Origin of the sequence: Henriciella litoralis, assembly GCF_002088935.1 — a bacterium.
In the GTDB taxonomy this organism is placed as follows: domain Bacteria; phylum Pseudomonadota; class Alphaproteobacteria; order Caulobacterales; family Hyphomonadaceae; genus Henriciella; species Henriciella litoralis.
In genome coordinates, this window is sequence record NZ_NCSS01000006.1 from 2,572,427 (window position 1) to 2,591,234 (window position 18,808).

The 18,808-nt window shown below is 60.0% G+C and carries 23 protein-coding genes, 1 tRNA gene and 1 pseudogene; 14 read left to right on the forward strand and 11 right to left on the reverse strand.

Annotated elements, in window-relative coordinates; genetic code table 11:
- Nucleotides 1-9 precede the first annotated feature (9 nt).
- Both hisI and B8783_RS16230 read right to left on the reverse strand, forming a co-directional pair.
- On the reverse strand, nucleotides 10-411 hold the full coding sequence (gene hisI, locus B8783_RS16225; protein WP_084421107.1) for a phosphoribosyl-AMP cyclohydrolase: 402 nt from the start codon (nucleotides 409-411) through the stop codon (nucleotides 10-12).
- 14 nt (nucleotides 412-425) lie between these two features.
- Nucleotides 426-1,625 (reverse strand): CaiB/BaiF CoA transferase family protein, encoded by a 1,200-nt coding sequence (locus B8783_RS16230; protein WP_084421108.1) that lies wholly within the window; start codon nucleotides 1,623-1,625, stop codon nucleotides 426-428.
- Between the two features lie 38 nt (nucleotides 1,626-1,663).
- Here B8783_RS16230 and B8783_RS16235 point away from each other — a divergent pair, with 38 nt between their 5' ends.
- From B8783_RS16235 to B8783_RS16245, 3 genes are all read left to right on the forward strand, one after another.
- Nucleotides 1,664-2,215: a DUF421 domain-containing protein gene (locus B8783_RS16235; RefSeq protein WP_084421109.1), complete on the forward strand. Its 552-nt coding sequence runs from the start codon at nucleotides 1,664-1,666 to the stop codon at nucleotides 2,213-2,215.
- Between the two features lie 57 nt (nucleotides 2,216-2,272).
- Nucleotides 2,273-3,169 carry a hydroxymethylglutaryl-CoA lyase gene (locus B8783_RS16240; RefSeq protein WP_084421110.1) on the forward strand — a complete coding sequence of 299 codons (897 nt, stop codon included), beginning with the start codon at nucleotides 2,273-2,275 and terminating at the stop codon, nucleotides 3,167-3,169.
- Between the two features lie 100 nt (nucleotides 3,170-3,269).
- The gene (locus B8783_RS16245) at nucleotides 3,270-4,064 is read left to right on the forward strand and encodes an SDR family NAD(P)-dependent oxidoreductase (protein ID WP_084421111.1); all 795 of its coding nucleotides are present in this window, start codon (nucleotides 3,270-3,272) and stop codon (nucleotides 4,062-4,064) included.
- 1 nt (nucleotide 4,065) lies between these two features.
- Here the strand turns inward: B8783_RS16245 and B8783_RS18880 are convergent.
- Nucleotides 4,066-4,496 (reverse strand): annotated as a pseudogene (locus B8783_RS18880) (cupin domain-containing protein).
- Between the two features lie 12 nt (nucleotides 4,497-4,508).
- Nucleotides 4,509-5,270, reverse strand: coding sequence for a hydroxyacylglutathione hydrolase (gene gloB, locus B8783_RS16255; RefSeq protein ID WP_084421112.1), 762 nt, complete (start codon nucleotides 5,268-5,270; stop codon nucleotides 4,509-4,511).
- 44 nt (nucleotides 5,271-5,314) lie between these two features.
- On the opposite strand from gloB, the gene B8783_RS16260 reads away from it, so the two are divergent.
- Both B8783_RS16260 and B8783_RS16265 read left to right on the forward strand, forming a co-directional pair.
- Complete coding sequence (locus tag B8783_RS16260; protein ID WP_084421113.1) at nucleotides 5,315-6,082, forward strand: class I SAM-dependent methyltransferase; 768 nt, start codon at nucleotides 5,315-5,317, stop codon at nucleotides 6,080-6,082.
- Between the two features lie 71 nt (nucleotides 6,083-6,153).
- Nucleotides 6,154-6,498, forward strand: a complete 345-nt coding sequence (locus B8783_RS16265) for a P-II family nitrogen regulator (RefSeq protein WP_084421114.1) — start codon at nucleotides 6,154-6,156, stop codon at nucleotides 6,496-6,498.
- Between the two features lie 59 nt (nucleotides 6,499-6,557).
- Here the strand turns inward: B8783_RS16265 and B8783_RS16270 are convergent, their stop codons facing one another.
- Both B8783_RS16270 and metX read right to left on the reverse strand, forming a co-directional pair.
- Complete coding sequence (locus tag B8783_RS16270; protein ID WP_084421123.1) at nucleotides 6,558-7,160, reverse strand: methionine biosynthesis protein MetW; 603 nt, start codon at nucleotides 7,158-7,160, stop codon at nucleotides 6,558-6,560.
- Nucleotides 7,160-8,296 carry a homoserine O-acetyltransferase MetX gene (metX, locus tag B8783_RS16275; protein WP_084421132.1) on the reverse strand — a complete coding sequence of 379 codons (1,137 nt, stop codon included), beginning with the start codon at nucleotides 8,294-8,296 and terminating at the stop codon, nucleotides 7,160-7,162. The genes B8783_RS16270 and metX overlap by 1 nt, the downstream gene beginning before the upstream one ends.
- Nucleotides 8,297-8,426: 130 nt before the next feature.
- Here metX and B8783_RS16280 point away from each other — a divergent pair, with 130 nt between their 5' ends.
- The 4 genes from B8783_RS16280 to B8783_RS16295 all read left to right on the forward strand — a co-directional run bounded on the left by B8783_RS16280 (nucleotide 8,427) and on the right by B8783_RS16295 (nucleotide 12,144).
- Nucleotides 8,427-9,248, forward strand: a complete 822-nt coding sequence (locus B8783_RS16280; RefSeq protein WP_084421134.1) for an alpha/beta fold hydrolase — start codon at nucleotides 8,427-8,429, stop codon at nucleotides 9,246-9,248.
- A 96-nt stretch (nucleotides 9,249-9,344) separates the two neighbouring features.
- Nucleotides 9,345-10,427, forward strand: coding sequence for a histidinol-phosphate transaminase (hisC, locus tag B8783_RS16285; RefSeq protein ID WP_084421138.1), 1,083 nt, complete (start codon nucleotides 9,345-9,347; stop codon nucleotides 10,425-10,427).
- Between the two features lie 2 nt (nucleotides 10,428-10,429).
- A complete protein-coding gene (locus tag B8783_RS16290) occupies nucleotides 10,430-11,362 on the forward strand; it encodes a prephenate/arogenate dehydrogenase family protein (protein ID WP_084421139.1) in 933 nt (310 codons plus the stop codon).
- 287 nt (nucleotides 11,363-11,649) lie between these two features.
- The gene (locus B8783_RS16295; RefSeq protein ID WP_084421140.1) at nucleotides 11,650-12,144 is read left to right on the forward strand and encodes a CC0125/CC1285 family lipoprotein; all 495 of its coding nucleotides are present in this window, start codon (nucleotides 11,650-11,652) and stop codon (nucleotides 12,142-12,144) included.
- Here the strand turns inward: B8783_RS16295 and B8783_RS16300 are convergent, their stop codons facing one another.
- Together B8783_RS16300 and B8783_RS16305 are read right to left on the reverse strand one after the other, a co-directional pair.
- Nucleotides 12,145-12,861, reverse strand: a complete 717-nt coding sequence (locus tag B8783_RS16300; RefSeq protein WP_084421141.1) for an SDR family NAD(P)-dependent oxidoreductase — start codon at nucleotides 12,859-12,861, stop codon at nucleotides 12,145-12,147.
- A 60-nt stretch (nucleotides 12,862-12,921) separates the two neighbouring features.
- Nucleotides 12,922-13,008 (reverse strand) — tRNA-Leu (locus tag B8783_RS16305).
- Between the two features lie 87 nt (nucleotides 13,009-13,095).
- On the opposite strand from B8783_RS16305, the gene B8783_RS16310 reads away from it, so the two are divergent.
- Complete coding sequence (locus tag B8783_RS16310) at nucleotides 13,096-13,698, forward strand: exopolysaccharide biosynthesis protein (RefSeq protein ID WP_084421149.1); 603 nt, start codon at nucleotides 13,096-13,098, stop codon at nucleotides 13,696-13,698.
- 93 nt (nucleotides 13,699-13,791) lie between these two features.
- Nucleotides 13,792-14,310, forward strand: coding sequence for a disulfide bond formation protein B (locus tag B8783_RS16315; protein ID WP_084421157.1), 519 nt, complete (start codon nucleotides 13,792-13,794; stop codon nucleotides 14,308-14,310).
- An 8-nt stretch (nucleotides 14,311-14,318) separates the two neighbouring features.
- On the opposite strand, the gene B8783_RS16320 is transcribed toward B8783_RS16315, so the two are convergent.
- Complete coding sequence (locus B8783_RS16320; protein ID WP_084421159.1) at nucleotides 14,319-14,777, reverse strand: DUF3429 domain-containing protein; 459 nt, start codon at nucleotides 14,775-14,777, stop codon at nucleotides 14,319-14,321.
- Between the two features lie 134 nt (nucleotides 14,778-14,911).
- Here B8783_RS16320 and B8783_RS16325 point away from each other — a divergent pair, with 134 nt between their 5' ends.
- From B8783_RS16325 to lpdA, 3 genes are all read left to right on the forward strand, one after another.
- The gene (locus B8783_RS16325) at nucleotides 14,912-15,550 is read left to right on the forward strand and encodes a hypothetical protein (protein ID WP_084421161.1); all 639 of its coding nucleotides are present in this window, start codon (nucleotides 14,912-14,914) and stop codon (nucleotides 15,548-15,550) included.
- 111 nt (nucleotides 15,551-15,661) lie between these two features.
- Nucleotides 15,662-16,024 carry a hypothetical protein gene (locus B8783_RS16330; protein WP_084421163.1) on the forward strand — a complete coding sequence of 121 codons (363 nt, stop codon included), beginning with the start codon at nucleotides 15,662-15,664 and terminating at the stop codon, nucleotides 16,022-16,024.
- An 83-nt stretch (nucleotides 16,025-16,107) separates the two neighbouring features.
- A complete protein-coding gene (lpdA, locus tag B8783_RS16335) occupies nucleotides 16,108-17,511 on the forward strand; it encodes a dihydrolipoyl dehydrogenase (RefSeq protein ID WP_084421165.1) in 1,404 nt (467 codons plus the stop codon).
- Between the two features lie 173 nt (nucleotides 17,512-17,684).
- On the opposite strand, the gene rpsP is transcribed toward lpdA, so the two are convergent.
- Both rpsP and B8783_RS16350 read right to left on the reverse strand, forming a co-directional pair.
- Nucleotides 17,685-18,164, reverse strand: a complete 480-nt coding sequence (gene rpsP, locus B8783_RS18750; protein WP_084421167.1) for a 30S ribosomal protein S16 — start codon at nucleotides 18,162-18,164, stop codon at nucleotides 17,685-17,687.
- A gap of 247 nt (nucleotides 18,165-18,411) precedes the next feature.
- On the reverse strand, nucleotides 18,412-18,705 hold the full coding sequence (locus tag B8783_RS16350) for a chorismate mutase (protein ID WP_084421171.1): 294 nt from the start codon (nucleotides 18,703-18,705) through the stop codon (nucleotides 18,412-18,414).
- Nucleotides 18,706-18,808 lie beyond the last annotated feature (103 nt).

The following is an 18,808-nucleotide window of genomic DNA, read 5'->3' on the forward strand; positions in this document are numbered from 1 at the left end:
CCGCCTCTTCTACGCGTGCGTACCCGCAAAGGAAAGCGAAACGCCATCCTCGCCAATCTGGCGGTAGAAACAGGACGGACGACCGGTATGGCAGGCTGCGCCCGTCTGGCGAACTTTCAGCAAGACAGCATCCTGATCGCAATCGACGAAAACTGCGCTCACCGCCTGCACATGGCCGGATGTCTCGCCCTTCTTCCAGAGGGCCTGACGTGAGCGCGAATAATAGGTGGCCTCGCCTGTCTTCAACGTCGCCTCCAGCGCTTCGGCATTCATCCAGGCCAGCATCAGAACCTCGCCACTGGTTTCGTCCTGCGCGATCGCGGCGATCAGCCCATCTGCATTGAATTTCGGGCGCAGCTGGTCGGTCTCATCCTGATCGTGCCCTCTCAGGGGCGTCGCATAAGAAGTCATATTCGGTGTCCTCGTCAGATGATGCCGCGGTCGCGCAAATCGGAAAGCTCGGCAGCAGATTTGCCCAGCGCCTGCAGGATGGCGCCGGTGTGTTCGCCCATGGACGGAGCAGGGCGCGTCGCCCGGCCGGGCGTTTCAGACAGTTTCGGGAAGACCCCCTGCATCGGGACCTCGCCCATCACCGGATGCACCATGCGGATGATCGCCTCGCGCGCCTTGATATGCGCGTCCTCAAGCATCTCCTTGGCCCGGTTCACAGGGCCGCACGGCACGCCGCTCGCCTCGCAGGCTGAGAGAACCTCCGCCATCGTCCGCTCTTGCGTCCAGGCAGCGATCTTCTCGTCCAGCTCCTGCTGATGCTCGCCGCGCGCATCATGGGTCGCGTAGCGCTCGTCAGAGGCCCAGTCGGCGCCGCACATCTCGGCCAGGCGCCGGAAAGGCCCGTCCTGATTGGCACCAATAATCACCATACCATCGCTGCACGGATAGACCCCAGACGGGGCGACTTTCGGCAGGATGGGGCCACTCCGCTCACGCGTGTGCCCGGCCAGCGCATATTCTGGGATGAGGCTTTCCACAAAGGCCATGACCGTTTCATAGATCGCCGCATCCACGATCTGACCCTTACCGCTTTTCTCACGCGAATAGAGCGCCATCATTGTGCCCAGCGCAGCAAACGTTCCAGTCATCGTATCGCCCAGAGACACCCCGGCACGAGAGGGCAGGCGGTCAGGCTCTCCGATCAGATAACGAAGCCCGCCCTTGGCTTCGCCGACACTGGCATAGCCTGCCTTGTGGCTTTCCGGGCCGGTCTGGCCATAGCCTGAGACGCGGGTGATGATCAGGCGCGGATTGATCTTGTGCAGGACCTCCGGCCCGATGCCCCATTTTTCCAGCGTGCCCGGCCTGAAATTCTCAACCAGCACATCGGCGGTATCAATGAGGCGCTTCAGGATGGTCTGGCCTTCCTCGACGCGCAAATTGAGCGTCAGTGAGGATTTGTTGCGGGCGATGATTGGCCAATAAAGACCAATGCCATCTTTCTTGGCGGCGCCCCAGCCCCGTGCCGGGTCCGGATTGCCTGGCGCTTCTACCTTGATGACCTCGGCACCAAAGTCGCCCAGAAGCTGCGCACAAAACGGACCGGCAATCAGCTGGCCGAGCTCGATAACGCGAAGGCCGGACAGCGGCGGGGGAACATAAGTCTCTGGCATACGCTCACTTACGAGGAACGCGGCAGGGGACGCAAGACATGTCAGACTGGATCACTACAAGCTGGACGAACCTTTCAATGGTGCTGCTCAGCGCCGTTTGTATCTATGCGTCCATCATAGCGCTGACGCGGATCTATGGCGTGCGCAGTTTTTCAAAGATGAGCGGGTTCGACTTTGCTGTAACGGTTGCAATCGGCTCGATCGTCGCCTCCGTTTTTATCGCCAAGGATCCGCCGCTGCTGCAGGGCCTCTTCGCCCTCATTGTTCTATACGGTTTGCAAATGGGGCTCGCTTCCCTTCGCCGGCATTTCAAGTCCGTGGAAAACCTCGTCGATAACAAGCCGCGCCTGATCATGTCGGGCGAAACGATCTTTGACGACCAGATGAGGCACGCCCGGATTACGCGCGATGACCTTTACGCAAAGCTGCGCGAAGCAAATGTCACCAGCTTCGATCAGGTCCACGCTGTGATTGCAGAGACGACGGGCGACATTTCGGTTCTGCACGGCGGGCCGTCCGACACGCTTGATCCGGATCTTTTGAAAAATGTGATCGCGGCAGACCGGTTTATCCCTCGCAAAGCGGGTTGACGCCGCTCGCCTGCTCTGGTCCCTGATCGCAGTTCTACACGTTCAGGATTGTACCGCATGACGAGACGCATCGACATTGTTGAAGTTGGCCCCCGCGACGGCCTTCAGAACGACCCGGCCAATCTGTCGACAGACCAGAAGCTTGAATTCATCTCGCGCCTTGAGGCGTGCGGCGTCAAAAGAATGGAGTCAGGCAGCTTTGTTTCACCCAAGGCTGTCCCGAAAATGGCAGATTCGGGTGAGGTCTTTCGCGGCCTCGATCGCAGTCTCAAAACCCGTCACATCGCCCTCGCGCTGAATGAAAAAGGCGTTCGCCGCTCAATCGATGCAGGCGCTGACGAGATCAATTTCGTGCTTGTGGCCGGCGAGGCTTTCGGCAAGCGTAATCAGGGCATGACCCCATCAGAAAGCGGTGACATGCTGATGCAATGCGCGCCGCTGATGCTCGAGGCGGGCATCCCGTTTACCGCAACGATTTCCGTTGCCTTCGGGGACCCGTTTGGCGGCGAGGTCGATCCAGCCGTCGTGGCCAATCTCGCCGCCAGGGCCCAGCGCGCAGGCGCCGGCGAAGTCGCGCTTGGTGACACAATCGGTGTCGCGACACCCTGGCAAGTGAAATCCCTGATCGAGCAGGTCCGCATGGAAGCGCCTGACGTTTTTCTGCGCATGCACTTCCATGACACGCGCGGCGCTGCGCTCGCCAATATTGCCGCTTCCATTGAAGAAGGTGTCGATGTGATCGATGCGAGCTGCGGCGGGATTGGCGGGTGCCCTTTCGCGCCAGCGGCGACCGGCAATGTCGCGACAGAAGACGTGGTCTACATGCTCGAACGGGCCGGTTTCGACACCGGGCTTGATTTGGGCAAGCTGATCGAGACCGCCAAATGGCTCGAAACAGTGCTCGGGCATCCGGTCAGCTCCAGCCTCAGCAAGGCAGGTGGTTTCCCGGCCTAAAGCGGCCCGCGCTACCGCGGCGTCAGACTTGCACCTCTGTCCATCATGACCGCATCCTTTCCGAAACCGCACATCAGCTGAAGGTATCAGGGAGCATGCCATGACCAAGAAATTCGCTGGAAAAATTGTCTGTATAACCGGCGCCGCCAAAGGCATCGGCCGTCAGGCCGCGATCAGCTTCGCCGCAGAAGGCGCGTCTATCGTTGCAACGGACATCGAGACGGATCTCGGCAACTCGCTGGTCGAGGAAATTACCGGGTCCGGCGGCAAGGCGCGCTTCATTGAGCATGACGTGACTTCCGAAGACGCCTGGAAAAGCGTTATGGCCTCAATCGAAGAAACCGAAGGCAGACTGGACGTCCTCATCAACAATGCAGGCATCGGCATGACAGGCCTCGCGCATGAAACCGAGCTATCGGTTTGGCGTAAGATGATGGCGATCAATGTCGACGGTGTCTTCCTCGGCGTGAAGCACGCCCTTCCCATGATGAAAGCAGCCGGCCAGGGCAATATTATCAATGTCTCCTCCATTGCCGGTATCCGCTCGACCGCAAACTTCTCCTGCTATTGCGCCACCAAGGCAGCCGTTCGCAGCTTTACCAAATCGGTCGCGCTGGAATGCGCAGAGGCCAAAGACGGCATTCGCGTCAACTCGATCCATCCGGGCATCATCTCGACAGCGATCTGGGACACGCTAATCGGCACAAGCGAGGCCAAGGACAGCAATATGCCGCGCGACGAGACGCTATCGGGTATGACAGCTGAGGCTGTGCCCATCGGGCGGACAGGCTCCATTCAGGAGATCGTCAACGGCATGCTGTTTCTCGCCTCTGACGAGAGCAGCTATATGACGGGCGCGGAGCTTGTGATCGACGGCGGCGCGACAGCGGGTTGATCTAGACCTCTGGTCGCCAATTGTCCGGCGCGAGTTCAAACCCGGCAAACTCAAACCCCGGCGCCACGAAGCAGCTGACCAGCGTCCATGCACCGAGGCTTTCGGCTGTCTGCCAGTGAGATTTCGGAACGACCAGATGTGGGCTTGGCCCGCGCGAAGGTCCGGCCCCAGCATTTGCGCCGCGGCGCCTTTGCCGTCCGGCGGCGACAAGGTCAGCGATAAAGGCCCGCCTGCATGCCACGCCCAGACCTCGTCAGCATCGACCCGGTGCCAGGCTGAAATCTCGTCGGCTTGCAGAAGATAGTAGATCGTCGTGCAGGCGGCGCGGCCGTCGCCCTCGCTTCGGTACATCTCTACGAAGTGCCCGCCTTCCGGATGCGGCTTCAGGCCGAGCAGGCGAATGATCTCATTCGCGCCCAGATCACCGGAAATCGCTGCCACAGCCTAGAAGCTGTCCTTGCGCGCGCGGATTTCGGCGAATGTCGCCACCGGGTCCCCGGCATGCCCCATGGCAGTCTGCAAAGCCTCATCATCGGCGCGCAGGAATGGATTGGCTTCCAGCTCACGCGCGATCGTCGTTGGAACGGTCCAGTCGCCGCGCTGGCGTTTCATGTCCACTTCCTTGGCATAGGCAGCAAGGGCTGCATTCTCAGGGTCGACCGTCAGCGCGAACCGGGCATTGGCCTGCGTATATTCATGCGCACAATAGATCACCGTCTCAGGCGGCAGACCCTTGAGGCGCGACAGAGACGACCACATCATGTCCGGGTCGCCCTCAAACACGCGCCCGCAACCAAGCGCAAAGAGTGCGTCGCCGACGAAGGCAGTGTCCGACTCCGGGATATGGTAGGCGATATGGCCCAGCGTATGTCCGGGCACATCAAGTATATGCACCGTCCGCTCGCCCAGCTTGATCGTGTCTCCACCAGACAGCGCTTCATCGATACCGGGAATTTTTTCCGCTTCGCCCGCCGGCCCGAAGACCTTGGCACCTGTCGCTTCCTTGATCCTGAGATTGCCTCCGGCATGGTCAGGATGCCAGTGCGTGTTCCAGATAGCATCTATCGTCCAGCCGAGACGTTCAGCTTCCGACAGATACTTGTCGCCATCCGGCGTATCGATTGCAATCGTGGCGCCGCTGTCCGGATCGTGGACGAGAAACCCGTAATTGTCATTCAGGCAGGGAAACTGGTGTATTTCGATCATGACCCCATCTAACACAGACAAAGTAGACTGAGACAAGAGTTTGAATGCGACTGACAGCCCGCGACCTTGAAGACTTCTATGCCAGCCGGCTCGGCGAGACGGCCTGCTACCTATTGTTGAAGCGCGTCAATGATCTCTGGGGCGATTGCGCAGGGCGCACAATTCTCGGCATGGGATATGCCCATCCGCTGCTCGCCGGGCTCTCGGCAAACGCCAAGGCATGCATGGCCGTCACGCCGCATCACGGCAAAGCCTCTTACTGGTCAGCCACCGATCGCGGCGTTTCGACCTGCCTCGCCGAGGAAGACAGGCTGCCCTTCGCCGATAACACTTTCGATCGGGTGATCCTTCTGCATGCCGTGGAAGAGGCCGACAGTCCGCGCCAGGTGTTGCGGGAGGCCTGGCGTGTCCTCGCGCCGGAAGGCCGCGCCCTGATCATGGTCGCAAATCGCAAGGGCCTCTGGTCGCTCGCTGAGAGCAATCCGTTTGGCCATGGCCGTCCGTGGACGCGCCGCCAGCTCATCGCCTGGCTGAACGACCATCTCTTTCAGGTCACCGCCAGCACGACCGCCGTTCATCCGCCGCCGATCAATTTCGGTCCGCTGATGCATATGGCGGATGGCTGGGAGCGGTTCGGCGAGGCGTTAACCCCCGGTCTCGGCGGTGTGGTGCTGGTCGAAGCGGTCAAACGTCTATATGCCCATCCACGGGGCGGCGCCGGTGCGCCGGTGACCGAAAAGGCGCCCGGGCGCAAAGGTGTGGCACAGTTGCCTAGAAATGAGGCAGACCCGGGATGTGCCGAAAATCTGTAATGATGCGTCATTGACCCACCGGGGCACGCACGCTTTGATCTACTTGTTGAACAATGGGAGGCTTTGGGGCCATGAAACTAATCACCGCCATCTTCAAGCCAAGCCGGCTGGATGCCGTCATCGATGCACTTAGCGAAGCCGGTGTTGCCGGCCTGACAGTGTCTGAAGTTCGCGGCTACGGTCGCCAGCAGGGAAAGACGGAAGTGTATCGCGGCGCCGAATACGAAGTCCGCCTCCTGCCGAAGGTAAAAGTCGAAGTTGCCTGCGCAGGCGCCGATATCGATCGCCTTGTCGAAGCGATTATCGCTGCTGCAAATACCGGCACGATCGGCGACGGCAAAATCTTCGTTTCCGGTCTCGATTCGGTCACCCGCATCCGCACCGGCGAAAAGAATGAGCAAGCACTGAGCGGCTAATACTGTCCAGTCTTGTGCTTGTGAGAAAGCCGACCGGGGTCAGGGCCTGGTCGGCTTTTTCATTTCCGGCGAAGGTGTAGAATCACTTCGTCTGCGCCCCAGTTGAGGCGTGACAATCCACTATTGCGAAACGCGCCCACTTTTCCATTTCCGGCAGCGGCCATCGCGACCACGCAGAGGCCGAGCGAATCGGCCAGCTCGATCATGTCGCGCGCCGTGGTCGGGTGCAGCGCTTCGCCTGCATGGCGCCAGCCCGGGCCGGGCATCCGTCCTGATTGCAGGAGTGAGAGGCGTCGCCGCCAAAGTCCGTAATTTCGAAACGAGACGATGACTTCCGGCGCGATACGTGAAAGCTCGCGCAGGACGGCATCCGGCCGTCGCATCTGCTGGATCGCATTCGAAAGAATCGCGACATCGAAGCCGTCATCGGGAAAGACTTCCAGATCGCTATCGGCGTCGCCCTGGATGACTGACAGGCCGCGCGCCAGCGCCAAACCGGCCTGCTTGCTCGACAGTTCCAGCCCTCGCGCTCGCACATTTTTGCGGGCTTGTAGTAGCGCGAGCAGGGCGCCATCGCCGCAGCCAACGTCCAGCACGCGTGCGCCTTCGCCGACACACTTCACGATGGCCTCATGGTCTGAACGCCTGGCCTCGGTCGTCATCAGATGCCCCGCCGTTCCGCACTTGCCGACAGGAAACCGGCGAGCGCATTTTCATAGAGGGGTTCTTCCAGCAGGAAGGCGTCGTGACCCTTGTCTGTCTCGATGTCGAGATAGCTGACTTCCGCGCCCGCTGCGGCCAGGGCGCGCGTAATCTCTCTGTTCGCTTCGGGCGGATAATGCCAGTCAGAAGAAAAAGAGAAGAGGCAGAACCGGACCGTCGTGTCCTTGAACACATCCGCCAGTCGGCCTTCCTGGCGTGAGGCGAGATCGAAATAGTCCATCGCCCGGGTGACGTAGAGATACGAATTGGCGTCAAACCGGTCGACGAAGGAATTGCCCTGATAGCGCAGATAGGATTCGACCTGGAAATCAGCGTCGAAGCTGAAGCTCGCCGTCTCGCGGTTCTGAAGTCCCCGGTCGAATTTCCGCTTCAGGGCGCTTTCAGACACATAGGTGATGTGCGCGGCCATCCGCGCAATCGCGAGACCGCGGCCGGGCCGCCGTCCTTCGGCAAGATAGTTGCCTTCGCACCAGTCCGGGTCCGCCATGATGGCCTGACGTCCGACTTCGTAGAAGGCGATGTTCTGTGCTGAATGGCTGGCGCAGGTCGCGATCGGAACGGATGTAAACACCTGCTCTGGTGCCTGAACCGCCCATTCCAGGGCCTGCATACCGCCCATTGAGCCGCCGATGATGGAGAACAGGCTCTCAACACCGAGGGCGGCGATGAAGGCCCGTTGAGCCCGCACCATGTCGCCAATCGTGATGACCGGAAACCGTGTGCCCCATGGCTTGCCGTCTGGCGCGGTCGAGGCCGGGCCAGTCGTGCCCATGCATCCGCCCAGCACGTTGGTCGCGATAATGTGAAAGCGGTTGGTGTCTATCGGTTTGCCGGGGCCGATCATTCTTGCCCACCAGGCCGGCCGGCCTGTGATCGTATTTTCCGAGCCGGCAAACTGGTCTCCGGTCAGCGCATGGCAAATCAGAATGACGTTAGACCGGTCGGCATTAATCTCGCCCCAGCTTTCATACGCAATCTGCACAGCGTCCAGCTGCTCGCCGCAATCAAGCGGTAGCGGCTCAGGCAGGGTCAGGGAGCGCACCTGCGAAAGGGGTTTGCGGTTCGTATCCGGCATCGCTGCTCAGGTGTCCGTCCGCGCCGTCGAAGTCAAGAAATTTGGCGCGCCAGCGCACGCACATATGGAACATGCAAGCCATGCGAGCATTCATTGAAGGCAAGAAGAATTCTACACGAAAGGGAAAAGAATGCCCTATATTCAAGGCGCAAACGACACCAACATCTTTGTCAAAGACTGGGGTGAAGGTCGCCCGCTTGTCCTGGTGCACGGCTGGCCGCTTAATGCTAACAGCTGGGAATACCAGGCGGTGAAGATTGCCGAAGCGGGCTACCGGGTCGTTGCCTATGACCGGCGCGGTTTTGGCCGCTCGGAACAGCCATGGGACGGCTATGATTACGACACCATGTCAGATGACCTCGCAGCCGTTATCAAACAGCTCGGTCTGAAAGATGCGACGATTGCCGGCTTCTCCATGGGCGGTGGCGAGATCGCCAAATACATGTCGCGCCATGACGGCAAACATGTGAAGCAGGCCGCCCTCATTTCTTCCATCGCACCCTACATGCTGCAGACCGGCGACAATCCCGATGGCGCGCCTGCAAGTGTGTTTGCGGGTATGAAGGAAGGTCTGCGCAAGGACCGTCAGGACTTTCTGAAAAACTTCTTCAATGATTTCTACGGGCAGGGCACCGAGGCTGGCGGCGTCTCAGATGCCGTCCTGCACTGGACCTGGGCCATGGCGATGCTGGCAAGCCCGAAGGCTACGCTCGACTGTGTTGATGCGTTCGGCAAGACCGATCTGCGTCCAGACATGGCGGCCTTTGATGTGCCCACGCTCGTCATTCACGGCACTGGCGACCAGACTGTGCCAATCGATCCGACGGCCCGTGCCGCTGCCAAGCTGATCAAGGACGCAACCCTCAAGGAATATGATGGCGCTCCGCATGGTTTGACGGCAACGCATGCCGATCAGCTGACCAATGATCTGTTGGCCTTCCTCAAAGGCTAGACAAATTCGGCCATTCACGGCCCGGCATTCACATCACTTCCCTTGATTTCTGCGTCATCCTTGGCCACGAGGATCATCGAAACAGGGAGCAAGTGAATGACCGGGCCAAAGCCGCTTTCCAACATTCTCGAAATCACGCCGTATAAGGGAGGGCAAAAGCTCGACCATGGCTGGAAACTATCGTCGAACGAAAACCCGCTCGGCAGCAGTCCCGCCGCGCAGGCAGCGCTGGCTGACATGGCCAAGCAGCTGGAAATTTATCCTGACGGGTCAGCGTTTGAGCTTCGCAAGGCCATCGGTCAGAAATACGGTATCGACCCGGACCGCCTCGTCTGCGGGGCTGGCTCCGATGAAATCTTCCAGCTGCTCGGCCGCGCCTATCTGCAGCCCGGTGACGAAATCCTCCAGTCCGCGCATGGCTTTCTGGTCTATCGCCTCGTGGCGCAGCAATCGGGCGCCAAGTGCATCAGCGCGCCGGAGAAGGATCTGTGCGCCGATGTCGACGCCATGCTTGAGCGCGTGACGGACAAGACCAAGATCGTCTTCCTCGCAAACCCGAACAATCCAACCGGCAGCTACATCCCCTATGATGAGGTCAAACGTCTTCATAAGGGCCTGCGCGAGGATATCCTGCTCGTGCTTGACGGTGCCTACGCCGAGTACGTTCAGGCTAATGATTATTCCGCCGGCATGGAATTGGCGGGCGAAGAGGCCAACGTGCTTGTCACGCGTACCTTCTCGAAAATCCATGGACTGGCCGGGCTGCGGCTTGGATGGGCTTATGGTCCCGAAAGCGTCATCGACGCCATTCACCGCGTGCGTGGACCGTTCAATGTGACGTCCGTCGCGCAGGTCGCTGGCATCGCAGCGCTCAGTGATGATGGGTTTGTGTCCCGCTCGGTTGAGCATAACAATTCAGAGCTCGATCGGATCAAACCGGCCCTCGAAGGCATGGGCTACAAGGTCTATCCGAGCGTCGGCAACTTCCTGCTCATCCAGTTTGAAGACCGTGACGGCAAACGCGCCGATGACGCAGATGCGTTCCTGCGCCAGCGCGGCATCGTCATTCGCGACATGAAAGCCTACGGCCTGCCAGACTGCATGCGCCTGTCAATTGGCACGAAAGAGGCCAATGACGACGTGCTGGACGCTTTCGACGCTTTCGCAAAGGCTGACTAATCATGACCGCGCCGATCTTCGACCAGATTGCGGTGATCGGCATAGGTCTGATCGGCTCATCAATCGCGCTTGCTGCGCGCGAGAGCGGTGCAGCGCGAAAGGTCAGCCTGTTTGATCGCGACGCTGACGTGCGCAAACGCGCTAAAAAGCTCAGGCTGGGCGAGGTGTGCGACACTGCCGAAGCCGCCTGTGACGGTGCCGATTGCGTGATCCTCTGCGTGCCTGTCGGCGCCATCGGAGAGACCACAAAGCAACTTGCGCCTGCGCTGAAAGCGGGGGCAATCCTTACAGATGTCGGCTCGGTGAAAGAAAGCGTGCTGGGTGAGATGCAGGCCCATTGCCCAGACAAGGTCTTCCTGATCCCCGGACACCCGATTGCCGGCACAGAGAAATCAGGCCCGGAAGCCGGTTTCCCGTCGCTGTTTCGTGAGGCCTGGCACATCCTGACGCCTCTGCCGCAGCGCGAGGAAGATTATAATTCTGCCGTCGATCGCCTGGCCGGCTTCTGGGAAATGCTCGGCGCAAAGGTAGAGATCATGGATGCGGGCCGTCATGACCGCGTCCTCGCCATCACCTCTCACCTGCCGCACCTGATCGCCTTCAATATCGTTTCGACGGCCTATGACATGGAAAGCGTCGGCGAGGGGGAAGTCGTAAAATACTCAGCCGGTGGCTTCCGGGACTTTACCCGTATCGCTGCCTCTGACCCGACCATGTGGCGCGATGTCTTTCTGAATAACCGGGCTGCAGTGCTCGAAACGCTGGGCCGTTTTACCGAAGACCTTGCTGCCCTTCAGCGGGCGATCCGCTGGGGCGATGGTGACATGTTGATGAAAGAGTTTGAGCGCGCCCGAGGTATCCGCAAGGCCATTCTCGACGCTGGTCAGGATACGTCCGAGACCAATTTTGGGCGCAATACAAAAGACAAGAACTAGGGTCTGCTGCGATTAAGGGGGTGGGCGAGACCGCGCCGGTCCCCGGCGACACGGCCTCTGACATGCGATGTGCATGCCCCTGCGCACAGTATTCTGCCAGTCTCATCCAAAGAGCAGATCAGCGCGGGTTTACCCTGCACGGCCACCTTTTCAGGTAGGAACAAGGCCGCGCAGACCTATATCTGCCATACGGTGTCTGAACCGCGGCGGAACTTTACCGTTGCCGTGCGTTCATCTTTAATGCGCTTGATAGCGGCCGGTCTTCGGGTAACGCAAAGGGTAGATGAATGGATAAACGACTGAAATTGCTCGTGGCAGGACTTGCTCTTGCTGGCATGACAGCTTGTGCGACGGCGAAACCTTACGGGCCGGCGACGTCCTCAACTGCGCAGGGCTACTTCGTCCAGCCGATCGAAACCAACCGCTATCGCGTCACCTATACCGCGCTTTCGCCCGATGAGGCCCGCCGATACGCGCTGCGCCGCGCGGCTGAAGTCACCCTGCAAAACGGTGGTGACTGGTTTCGCGTCGTCAATGGCTACACCGATGCCAGCGACGCCAATAACGGCCCGCGCTCGTCCGTTTCGATAGGCGGCGGCAGCTCGTCTGGCCGCTATGGATCAGGCGTCGGTGTGGGCGTGGGCATTGGCATTCCAATCGGCGGAAGCTCTGAGAAAACAACCGAGAGCCTTGAGATCATCGTCGGCAATGGTCCGAAGCCTGCTGATCCGAACACCTATTCGGCGCAGTCCGTGCTCGTGAATACGGCTGGGCCCGCCTGATCAGGGCTGGATCTCCTCGCCCTGCCAGTCAAAAATCCGCCCGGTCTTGTCCGGTGACAGCTCATCGATAACGTCGAGCAGCTTTTGCGCAGACCCCTCGGCCGTGAAAAGCTGGCGATCTGGGACATTCGTCTGAAACGGCTCTGACAGATTTGTATCCACCGTGCCGGGATGCAGGGAGACACAGATGCTCTCACCGGATTTGCGCCGCCATTCGATGGCGAAGTTCCGGATCAGCATGTTCAGCGCGGCCTTTGATGCGCGGTAAGCGTGCCATCCGCCGAGCCCATTGTCGCTGATAGAGCCGACCCGGGCCGACATCGCCGCAAATACAGCCCGCTCATCGCGCGCCATCAACGGCAGAAAGTGTTTTGCGACGAGGCCCGGTCCGAACGTGTTGATCCGAAAAACGCGCTCATAGGCATGCATGGACTGGTGCCGCCAGGACTTTTCCGGCTGCAGCGCCTCGCCGTCCGACAGAAGGCCGCTCGCAATAATCAGAAGCTGGATCTTGCCGTTCTCCGAGACACGTTCAGCTGCCTCCGCGATGCTGTTCTCATCTTCAATGTCGATATGGCTGGCAATGACGCCGTCCGGCCAGTCGCCGGTTTCGCGGCGCGACAGGGCATGAATGGTCTGAAACGCCCCTCGGCTGGCGAGCTCCAGTGTGAGGGCTCGGCCAATGCCGCCGGAGGCGCCAATAATCACCGCTTGCATCAAGACATCCCCTGTCAGTCGCCTCACGCGAACAGCTAGACCGATCAGGAGAAATAAAAATGGTGCCCCGGGCCGGACTTGAACCGGCACTCTGTTGCCAGAAACGGATTTTGAATCCGTCGCGTCTACCAATTCCACCACCGGGGCGCCCGAATGGAAAAAAGCTCCTGCCTGATGCGCAAGCGCTCGTCAATCATCTCGACCAGCGCAAAGAAGCGCTTTAGGTGCATGTCCATGACCGAAGAGCTTGCTCCGCATACTTTCCTGCAGTCCGTCGAGGCGATGGCCGATGAAGCGCCTGTTGAGGGCTTCTCGCTTCTTCAGATTATTGACCGGCTGAATGAGCGCGCGTTCGGCGCGGCGCTGTTTATTCTGGCGTTGCCTTGCTGCATTCCGTTTCTCTATGGCGTGCCTCAGATCGTGTCTCTGCCGATGATGGTTCTCTCCGGCCAGATGGTGGCGGGCCGCAAGGAACCGTGGCTGCCGGAAAAGTTCGCTCAGCGGATGATCGACAAGAAGGGTCTGACCCGAACCGCCAAAGGCGGACGCAAATGGTTTGGCTGGCTCGAAAAGATCGCCCGACCGCGCCTGACATTTTTAATGGGAAAGCGCGGGGAGCGTGTCATTGGACTGTTCCTCGTCTTTTTCTGCGCCTCAATCCTCGTGCCGCTGCCCTCGACCAATACGGTGCCCGGCATTGGTGTGGCCATTGTTGCCTTCGGGTTGATGGCGCGCGACGGCATTCTCGTCATCGTCGGATCCATCATTGGCACGGCATGGATCACGACTTTGCTCGCGCTGATATTCCTAGGCGTGCGCACACTCACGGGCGGCTGACGGCAGCGCCTGCGCGCGATGTCGCATTGCGTCTTGCCTTCGGCCTCTCCATTGTCCGCCAGTCCGTCACGGCATCAGGATGATACAGGCGATATGGCTGCACTCTCTCCAATGCTGAAAACATGGCGCTGGCCAGCCATTGCGCTGTTGCTGGCTGCGGCCATGCTCGCGACGGCTCACGCCTTCGAACGCTTTGCCTACCTGCTTCCCTGTCAGCTTTGCCTGCGACAGCGTGAGGTCTACTGGGCTGTTATCGCCATGGCGGCGACGGGGCTTGTCCTCTGGAATATCCGTCAGAACAGGCGGTTCATGGTCGCCTTCAACATTATGCTGGCACTGGTATTTCTGACCGGCGCGGTTGTGGCGGCCTATCATGCGGGCGTTGAGTGGAAATGGTGGCCTGCGCCAACCGGCTGTGTCGAAGGCGCTGTCGACGTGATGAGCCTCAGCCTCGATGGCATCGATGAGCGCACCGCGACCGCCTCTTGCCTTGACGCGCCCTGGCGGATGCTGGGCCTCTCCATGGCAGGCTGGAATGCGATCGTCTCGATTATTCTGAGCGCGATTAGCTTCGCCGCGGCCGCTGTGGCCCTGCCAAAAGTATCTGACTGACAGGCGACCTAGAACAGATAGGTCTGAACCGCCCAGGCGCCGATCAGGCTTGAAATTACGACCAGACTGACACCGAGACGGATTGGCTTGAACCATGCGGGCACCGCGGCCGATCGCCAGTCCCAGGCCAGCTGCAGCGCAAAGGCCAGCGCATAGCCGAGATACCAGTTCGGGCCGGGCTGCAGGATGATCGCCAGGGGCAGCATCGCCCACCCCGCCAATGCCGGCAGCACGGAGATGGCGAGCGGCAAGGGGCTGGACGGCGGCGCTGCAATCGCGGTCCCCCATCGGATGCCACCTAAAAAGCTCAGGATCACCGCTGCATAGGTCTGCAGCCACAAGCCCGCTGTCGAATTTGTCGGCGCTTCCAGTATTGCCATGGCGATGACAAGGCCGATGAAAGGCAGGGCGCCAGCGCCGCTAAGCAGTAAGGCGGTGCGGCGGAAGGAGGGGGATGCGTCAGTCATGACGCAAGATATGGCGCAACGCGCTCAACTGGCAACGGGAACGCTCGAATATGTGAACAGGGACTTACCGGAGCCGAGGCAATTGCAACCTCGTATTCATCCAGCCTAAATCGGAGCTGTTGTATAAGACGGCAATGTCACGACGTCTGATTGCCCTTCTTGTTTCAGCGCTTGCCATCGCATTTGCGTTCGGCGCGCTGACGGCAATCCGCTGGCCAAGCATCATGATGTTTCTTGGGCTTTTCCTTCAGGCGGATCCGGCTTCCGGTCTCGATAATATCAATTGGCGCCAGCTTGGATTTGCCTATGGCGCGCCGTGCTTTCTGGCTGCACTTTGTTTTTATGCCGCCTCGATCTGTGTCGCGCACAGGCGAAAGGGCGGGGTGCTCTGGTACATTATGGCCTGCTGCGCCGCCTGGCCAAGCATGTTCCTCGTTGAGCTTCAGCCCGGCTGGCTTAGCCATCCCAACAGTGGCGAGGGCATTCTGGCGGGGGCTGTGATCATCATCGCTCTGTTGGGGGCCGCAGTCTGGGCCCTTCGCGACCAACCGGCCGCGAGCGAAGAAGCCGAGCAGGACGAGAGCGGCGGCGTCCATCTCACCCGCGAACAATTTGAAGAGCTGATGGCGCGGAGGGACCAGACCCCCGAACTGGTAGAGCCTGCAGCGCCGGTTATCCGGCGCCGGCGTGGTCCTGTGCCTGCAGCCATTGCCCGCCAGCGCGCCCAGTTTGCCATGGAGGGCCGGCGCATGCTCGCCCGCCAGCGCCGCTAGCGCCGCTAGCGCCACAAGGCTGCAATGCGAAGCGCACTGCGCTTGCATTGGGGACCGATACACCGTTGGATGATAGCGGAAGACAGGGGCTGAAACGCTGAGGGAGCGCCTATGCTGATCCGAAGAATGGCCGGAGCTGTCGGCGTCGCGGTTGCGGGCTGGATGTTGTGGCAGACGATCACCCCGATCATGCGCCAGATCTCATTTGGCAGCGATCTGATGACAGAGCTGCTCAACCCGCCCGTGTCGCTTATCCGACTGATTTCCACATCTCTGATGATCCTTGGCGGGCTTCTCGCCATTGGGGCGTTGCGCGGCGGCGCCTGGCTGTTCGGCATTGGCGCGGTGTTGTTTGCGCTCGTCACCGCGCTCATGGCGACAACAGCCGACTATACGCTGTGGAGCGATGAGGCGATCCTTGCCCCCTTCCTTCTGGTGATCTTCGGGGTCTTCGTCTTCGTTCACCGCAAATGAGGCTGAGAGCTCATTGATTTCGACCGGTGAGTGCTTAGGTTCGCTGGCGAAACCAGTATCACTGAAATCAGGGGCAAACTGCCATGTCAGAGACTTACGACGTCGTTATCATCGGAGGCGGGCCGGGCGGCTACAATTGCGCAATCCGCGCGGGCCAGCTTGGCCTCAAGACGGCCATTATCGAAAAGCGCGGCGTGCTCGGCGGCACCTGTCTGAATGTTGGCTGTATCCCGTCCAAAGCTCTGCTGCATGCCTCTGAGCTGTTCGCGGCCGCGAAGAATGATTTTGCCAAGCTCGGCATCAAGGCCGGCAAGGTTGAGCTCGATCTGCCCGCCATGATGGGCCAGAAGGAAGAGGCCGTCGAAGGCCTGACGCAAGGCGTCGAATTCCTGATGAAGAAGAACAAGGTCGACTACATCAAGGGCTTCGGCAAGATCGCCGGGCCTGGCAAGGTTGAGGTCGACGGCGAAGACGGCAAGACGCAGACCCTCGACACCAAGAATATCGTCATCGCGACCGGCTCCCAGCCGACCAGCCTGCCAAACATCGAAATCGATGAAGAGCGCGTTGTTACCAATACCGGCGCCATCGCCCTTAAAGAGGTGCCGAAGAAACTGATCCTGATCGGCGCTGGCGTCATCGGACTGGAGCTTGGCTCTGTCTGGTCGCGGCTTGGGTCTGAAGTGACCGTGGTGGAATATCTCGACCGTATCCTGCCGGGCGCAGACGATGAGATCGCCAAGGAAGCTCAGCGTACCTTCAAGAAGCAGGGCCTCGACTTCCAGCTCGGCATGAAGGTCACTGGCGTTGAGAAGATGTCGGACAAGCTGAAACTCTTTATGGAGCCTGCCAAGGGCGGCGACGAGAAAGTGCTTGAAGCCGACGCGGTTATCGTCGCTGTCGGCCGTGTTCCGTACACGGAAGGTCTCGGCCTTGAAGCAATTGGCGGCAAGACCAATAAGCGCGGCGTCATTGAAACGACGGACCATTTCAAAGTGACTGACGGCGTCTGGGCCGTTGGCGACTGTATCGAAGGCCCGATGCTGGCCCACAAGGCCGAGGATGATGGCGCAGCCGTCGCAGAACTGATCGCCGGCAAGGCGGGCCATGTGGACTATAATCTTGTCCCGAGTGTCGTCTACACCAATCCGGAAATCGCCTGGGTCGGCAAGACAGAAGCCCAGCTGAAAGAAGCCGGCATCGAATACAAGAAGGGCAAGTTTCCCTTCATGGCCAACTCCCGCGCGCGCACCAATCACGAGACGGTTGGCTTCGTGAAGATCCTCGCGGACGCAAAGACAGACCGGATCCTCGGCGCGCACATGATGGGTGTTGGCGTCGGCGAAATGATCCACGAGATCTGTGTCGCTATGGAGTTTGGCGCGGCCTCTGAAGATGTCGCCCGCACCTGCCACGCCCACCCGACCATGTCCGAAGCGGTCCGTCAGGCCGCCATGGGCGTCGAAGGCTGGACGATGCAGATGTAGGCTGGTGCAAGCGTTGCAGGCATTGGTTCATCCTGAGCCTGTCGAAGCCTCATCCTGAGCCTGTCGAAGGACGAAGCAGTTCACATCATACGTCGCGGGGCCCACCCCGCGCACAAAAAAAAGAGCCGGGCAGTTTCCTGCCCGGCTTTTCAATGTCCTGAAAGACGAAGAGCCTATTCGGCTTTTTCTTCTTCGGTCGCTTCAGCTTCTGCCTCGGCAGGTGCTTCTTCTTCAGCCGGAGCGTTTTTCGCTTCTTCAGCGGCCTTTTTGGCTTCTTCTTCAGCTTCCTTGCGAGCAGCTTCTTTTTCAGCCTTCTCTTCGATGCGTTCTTTCGCCTTCGTGCCTGGCTCGCCCTTGTTCGGGTTGTTGCCGTGCTCCCACTCGACGATCGGCTTGCTTTCGCCTTCGACGGTGATGTTGCTCAGGAAGCGAGCGACGCGGTCAGTTGGCTTGGCGCCTTTCTTGACCCATTCGGCAGCTTTCTCGGCGTCGATTTTCACGCGCTCTTCGCTGTCTTTCGGCTGACGCGGGTCATAGGTGCCGATTTTCTCGATGTAACGGCCATCACGTGGCGCGCGGCTGTCAGCGACAACAACCCGGTAGAATGGACGTTTTTTGGACCCGCCGCGGGCGAGTCTGATTTTCAGGGCCATGGTGTATCTCCTTAAGTGTCTTATGGCGTCTTGAATGTATTGCTCGCGGCCCGTGTCTGGCTGACGCCAGAGGCCGCTGCGCCTTCGCCTTGCTCGTAAGGGGCAAGGTTAGAGGCGTATTTCCCTAGTCCGCCAGTCCCTGCGAAGGCAGGGACCCATGATGCAACCTCAGAGGCGGCACGACGGGGAAAGAGGTTTCCATGGACACCTGCCTGCGCAGGTGTCTGCGGATCAAAAGCGGGAAGGATCATCCCTGATCCTCCCGGATTTTCTCGTGGTGACGAATGACTTCGGCCACGATGAAATTGAGGAATTTTTCGGCAAAGGCCGGGTCGAGGCCGCTTTCGGTAGCGAGGCGTTGCAGCCGCTCGATCTGACGCGCTTCGCGGGCCTTGTCTGACGGCGGCAGATCATGCTGCGCCTTCAGAACGCCGACCTGCTGGGTCAGCTTGAAGCGCTCAGCCAGCGTGTGCAGCAGGATCGCATCCATATTGTCGATGCTGGCGCGCAGGCGTTCGAGTTCGGGGAGGGCGTTGGTCATACCGGACCTCCGATCTTCGAGTACCACATGCGCTTCGGCGTGGCCCAAATAAGGAGCGACCCTACCGCCACTGTAGCAAGCCAGCAGGCACTCAAGAGGAACC

What these genes read in the sequence shown, in the direction of transcription:
- hisC (WP_084421138.1), top strand. Translation starts at nt 9,345, where the DNA reads ATGACCGGGCCAAAGCCGCTTTCCAACATTCTCGAAATCACGCCGTAT.
- gloB (WP_084421112.1), bottom strand. Translation starts at nt 5,270, where the DNA reads ATGATCGAAATACACCAGTTTCCCTGCCTGAATGACAATTACGGGTTT.
- B8783_RS16295 (WP_084421140.1), top strand. Translation starts at nt 11,650, where the DNA reads ATGGATAAACGACTGAAATTGCTCGTGGCAGGACTTGCTCTTGCTGGC.
- B8783_RS16265 (WP_084421114.1), top strand. Translation starts at nt 6,154, where the DNA reads ATGAAACTAATCACCGCCATCTTCAAGCCAAGCCGGCTGGATGCCGTC.
- B8783_RS16260 (WP_084421113.1), top strand. Translation starts at nt 5,315, where the DNA reads ATGCGACTGACAGCCCGCGACCTTGAAGACTTCTATGCCAGCCGGCTC.
- B8783_RS16315 (WP_084421157.1), top strand. Translation starts at nt 13,792, where the DNA reads ATGGCTGCACTCTCTCCAATGCTGAAAACATGGCGCTGGCCAGCCATT.
- B8783_RS16240 (WP_084421110.1), top strand. Translation starts at nt 2,273, where the DNA reads ATGACGAGACGCATCGACATTGTTGAAGTTGGCCCCCGCGACGGCCTT.
- B8783_RS16290 (WP_084421139.1), top strand. Translation starts at nt 10,430, where the DNA reads ATGACCGCGCCGATCTTCGACCAGATTGCGGTGATCGGCATAGGTCTG.
- B8783_RS16270 (WP_084421123.1), bottom strand. Translation starts at nt 7,160, where the DNA reads ATGACGACCGAGGCCAGGCGTTCAGACCATGAGGCCATCGTGAAGTGT.
- B8783_RS16325 (WP_084421161.1), top strand. Translation starts at nt 14,912, where the DNA reads ATGTCACGACGTCTGATTGCCCTTCTTGTTTCAGCGCTTGCCATCGCA.
- hisI (WP_084421107.1), bottom strand. Translation starts at nt 411, where the DNA reads ATGACTTCTTATGCGACGCCCCTGAGAGGGCACGATCAGGATGAGACC.
- metX (WP_084421132.1), bottom strand. Translation starts at nt 8,296, where the DNA reads ATGCCGGATACGAACCGCAAACCCCTTTCGCAGGTGCGCTCCCTGACC.
- B8783_RS16300 (WP_084421141.1), bottom strand. Translation starts at nt 12,861, where the DNA reads ATGCAAGCGGTGATTATTGGCGCCTCCGGCGGCATTGGCCGAGCCCTC.
- B8783_RS16330 (WP_084421163.1), top strand. Translation starts at nt 15,662, where the DNA reads ATGCTGATCCGAAGAATGGCCGGAGCTGTCGGCGTCGCGGTTGCGGGC.
- B8783_RS16235 (WP_084421109.1), top strand. Translation starts at nt 1,664, where the DNA reads ATGTCAGACTGGATCACTACAAGCTGGACGAACCTTTCAATGGTGCTG.
- B8783_RS16350 (WP_084421171.1), bottom strand. Translation starts at nt 18,705, where the DNA reads ATGACCAACGCCCTCCCCGAACTCGAACGCCTGCGCGCCAGCATCGAC.
- B8783_RS16310 (WP_084421149.1), top strand. Translation starts at nt 13,096, where the DNA reads ATGACCGAAGAGCTTGCTCCGCATACTTTCCTGCAGTCCGTCGAGGCG.
- rpsP (WP_084421167.1), bottom strand. Translation starts at nt 18,164, where the DNA reads ATGGCCCTGAAAATCAGACTCGCCCGCGGCGGGTCCAAAAAACGTCCA.
- B8783_RS16320 (WP_084421159.1), bottom strand. Translation starts at nt 14,777, where the DNA reads ATGACTGACGCATCCCCCTCCTTCCGCCGCACCGCCTTACTGCTTAGC.
- B8783_RS16230 (WP_084421108.1), bottom strand. Translation starts at nt 1,625, where the DNA reads ATGCCAGAGACTTATGTTCCCCCGCCGCTGTCCGGCCTTCGCGTTATC.
- lpdA (WP_084421165.1), top strand. Translation starts at nt 16,108, where the DNA reads ATGTCAGAGACTTACGACGTCGTTATCATCGGAGGCGGGCCGGGCGGC.
- B8783_RS16245 (WP_084421111.1), top strand. Translation starts at nt 3,270, where the DNA reads ATGACCAAGAAATTCGCTGGAAAAATTGTCTGTATAACCGGCGCCGCC.
- B8783_RS16280 (WP_084421134.1), top strand. Translation starts at nt 8,427, where the DNA reads ATGCCCTATATTCAAGGCGCAAACGACACCAACATCTTTGTCAAAGAC.